General features: G+C 47.9%; 4 protein-coding genes and 1 pseudogene. All 5 read right to left on the reverse strand.

From position 1 onward, the window contains the following. On the reverse strand, nt 1–421 hold a 421-nt coding region (locus ABW391_RS26185), incomplete at its 3' end, for a leucine-rich repeat domain-containing protein (protein WP_353484865.1). A gap of 144 nt (nt 422–565) precedes the next feature. Continuing rightward, a pseudogene (locus tag ABW391_RS26190) lies at nt 566–712 on the reverse strand (SUMF1/EgtB/PvdO family nonheme iron enzyme); the annotation flags it as partial. A gap of 25 nt (nt 713–737) precedes the next feature. Beyond that, a complete protein-coding gene (locus ABW391_RS26195) occupies nt 738–1,724 on the reverse strand; it encodes an RNA-directed DNA polymerase (RefSeq protein WP_353484866.1) in 987 nt (328 codons plus the stop codon). Next, complete coding sequence (locus ABW391_RS26200; RefSeq protein ID WP_353484867.1) at nt 1,711–2,151, reverse strand: HRDC domain-containing protein; 441 nt, start codon at nt 2,149–2,151, stop codon at nt 1,711–1,713. Before ABW391_RS26200 ends, ABW391_RS26195 begins: the two co-directional genes overlap by 14 nt. A gap of 286 nt (nt 2,152–2,437) precedes the next feature. Beyond that, the coding region (locus ABW391_RS26205) for a formylglycine-generating enzyme family protein (RefSeq protein ID WP_353484868.1) at nt 2,438–2,728 on the reverse strand (291 nt) is incomplete at its 5' end.

The raw sequence follows: 2,728 nt of genomic DNA on the forward strand, positions 1-2,728 counted from the left end.
CATCCAGCAACTCCAACTCCGGGCAATCTCCTTCAAAAACCAGCCCTTGCAATTGATTTTTTTGCACATAAACCTGTTTGAGGTTTGCAAACCCCTCGGGTAAGCGCAAGGTACCGTTCAAGGCGCAGTTGTTGAGGTACAGGTATTGGAGTTTGGGTAAGTTGGTTTCAAATTCAATCTGGGTCAGTTTTTCGTTGTAGCCCAGGTACAGGTGTTCCAAGTCATGACATTCCTCGCCGAGGATCAGGCTATCAATGTCTTTCGCGGTCATGCTCAGGGCGATGAGGACGCCTTGGGCATTGAGGGCATAGGCGTTGCCACGGCGGCGTACTGCTTCTATTGCTTTTGCTTCATCTTTAATTTCCAGGTGTTCTAATTTCCATTTTTTTTCTTGAACCAGGTCTACATTCAGTCTTGACATACTTTGGGCTTGAGGTATATTTTAAAAAATTGGGCAGTAGAACCTTCACCGTCAGCCGGGTTACCAATACTACTGCCGCAGCGGCAAATCCGCGTTTTTGCCTCCAGAGTATGGAGTACCGGACAAACATCTGTTCAGTGGCTGTCATCCAACGAGCCCGTGAGCTGGAGGGGGAAACAACACCACTCGGAAACCATTGTTGTTGTTGCGGTTCGAGGGATTGTTGTTGTTCCGATTCGAGGGGCGGCAGTTCTGCGCATTGTTGTTCCAGCTACCGCCGCGAAGCACCCTTCGATGTTTGCCCTTGGCGTTAAAATTAGGAAAAAATTATTTTTTCTCGAAATGCTTTTGCGTTGGCGTGCTGCGTAAAGGCAATTAAAGGTAAGGCATGGCGCTGGCATTGTGCCTCAGTCCATTTGCCACTGTCGTGTTTATGCTCAATATTCCGCATTTTTTGCACAAATCGTTTGCGGCTGCGCTGTGACAATCGGGTATTGTAAGGGCGTAATACGTAGCCCACAAATGGTAAACCTGCAGAAGCATAATTCAAAAGCATGGGTTTGAGTGCGCAAGACAGTTGCTCTTCCACATAGATTTCAATCATCTGCTGGCATTCTTTCAATACTGAACGCTCGTCGTGCCACAAAACCATGTCATCCATGTAGCGCACATAGGCGCTGATGCATAGCTTTTCCTTGATGAAATGATCCAATGAACTCAGATAATGGTTGGCAAAATATTGGCTACTGAGGTTGCCGATGGGTACGCCTCGACTGGGTTGCACGACATAACTATCGATGATTTGGGCAAAAATCAGCAGGAGTTTCTCTTCTTTGAACATCCGGTCCAACTGGGTTTTGAGTACCACATGGTGAATGCTGTCAAAAAATTTGCGGACATCCAGCTTTAAAAAATAGCGATACTGACGTGTAAAACCCTCTGCAGCGTGCAGCGCGGCATGTACTCCCTTACCCGGCCTGCTGGCAAAACTATACTCCACTTGTGTCCGCTCAAAAAATGGATGGCATACGTTCATTAATGCGTGGTGCAGTACTTGCTCCTTAAATGCACTGGCACAAATTTGTCGTTCTTTGGGATCAAACACTTTGAAATAACGATAATCGCCTACCTCCACCTGGCCACTCATGATTTGCTGGTGCAGCAGCAATACATTGGATTCAAGATCCGCTTGGTAGCGTTGTACTTCCTCCGCATAGGATTTTCCCTTGCGGGCTTTCCAAAAGGCAAGACGCAGATTGTCAGGATCAACAATGGCTGACAGCAAATGATTAGCTCTTTTCATCTGGCTTTGGGATAAAATGAGCGCCGTATTTTTCCACTTTTTTTTCGCCGATTCCTTTAATGCTACGCATGGCCGCAAGGGTAATTTTTTCCAGGGTTGCTATGCCTGCCAATTCTTCATCGGTAAATACATTATATGCAGGGATGCCTTCGGCAACAGAAATCTGCTTTCTGATCTCTCGCATCAGCGAAAACCGGGCAAAACTGGCCTCATCCAGCACTAGGCGATAATCCACCTTGGCTTTATCTTTGAATGCTCCAGAGGGGTCGTCTATATAACTGACACAGCAGCACCAAAAGGCTTCCGTACCCAACACCGTCAATTGTTTTTCCAGTTTGATCACTTTCTTGGCGCGCAAAAAACGGTTCAATTCTTCATTGATGCTTTCTCCTCCAATGATTGGAATGGTGAATACTTTTAGTTGCATGTGTTTTACATTTAGTAGTGGGGCAAAATAAGTGTTCATTTTCTCTGAGTCAAAGAATTAGATAAGACACTTAAAATGAACCGTTTACTTGTCTAATCCTTTGACAAAATGAAACACTTATTTTTTTATCGCCCCTTATCCCTGAATCATGTTATTTCGAGCACTCGCGGGGTGCTGCCCGTCGGCTCGCCCACTCGCTCGACTGGCGGCACCCAGCTCCCATTGTCCCACTCTTCCTTGGGGCTCCGCCCTTTTCCTTTTCTTTTTTGCTCACGGGCTTTTTGGATTAGACAGGCCAACTGACTGGAGGGGGAAACAACACTACCCGAAAACCATAGTTGTCGCCGCGGTACGAGGGATAGCTGGTGGACCGAAGCGAGGGGCGGCAGTCCTGCGCAAGGTTGAGCCAGCTACCGCCGCGAAGCACCCGATTAGCACCCACCTCCCGATCTACCCAGGCGCTGCCATCCGCGGGAGCGCCCACGTAGCTGTCGTGCCACTGGTCTGCGCACCACTCCCATACGTTACCACTCATATCACAAATCCCCAATTCGTTGGGCAGCTTGAGGCCTACAGG

The sequence above is a fragment of the Haliscomenobacter sp. genome, assembly GCF_040403615.1.
Classification (GTDB): domain Bacteria; phylum Bacteroidota; class Bacteroidia; order Chitinophagales; family Saprospiraceae; genus Haliscomenobacter.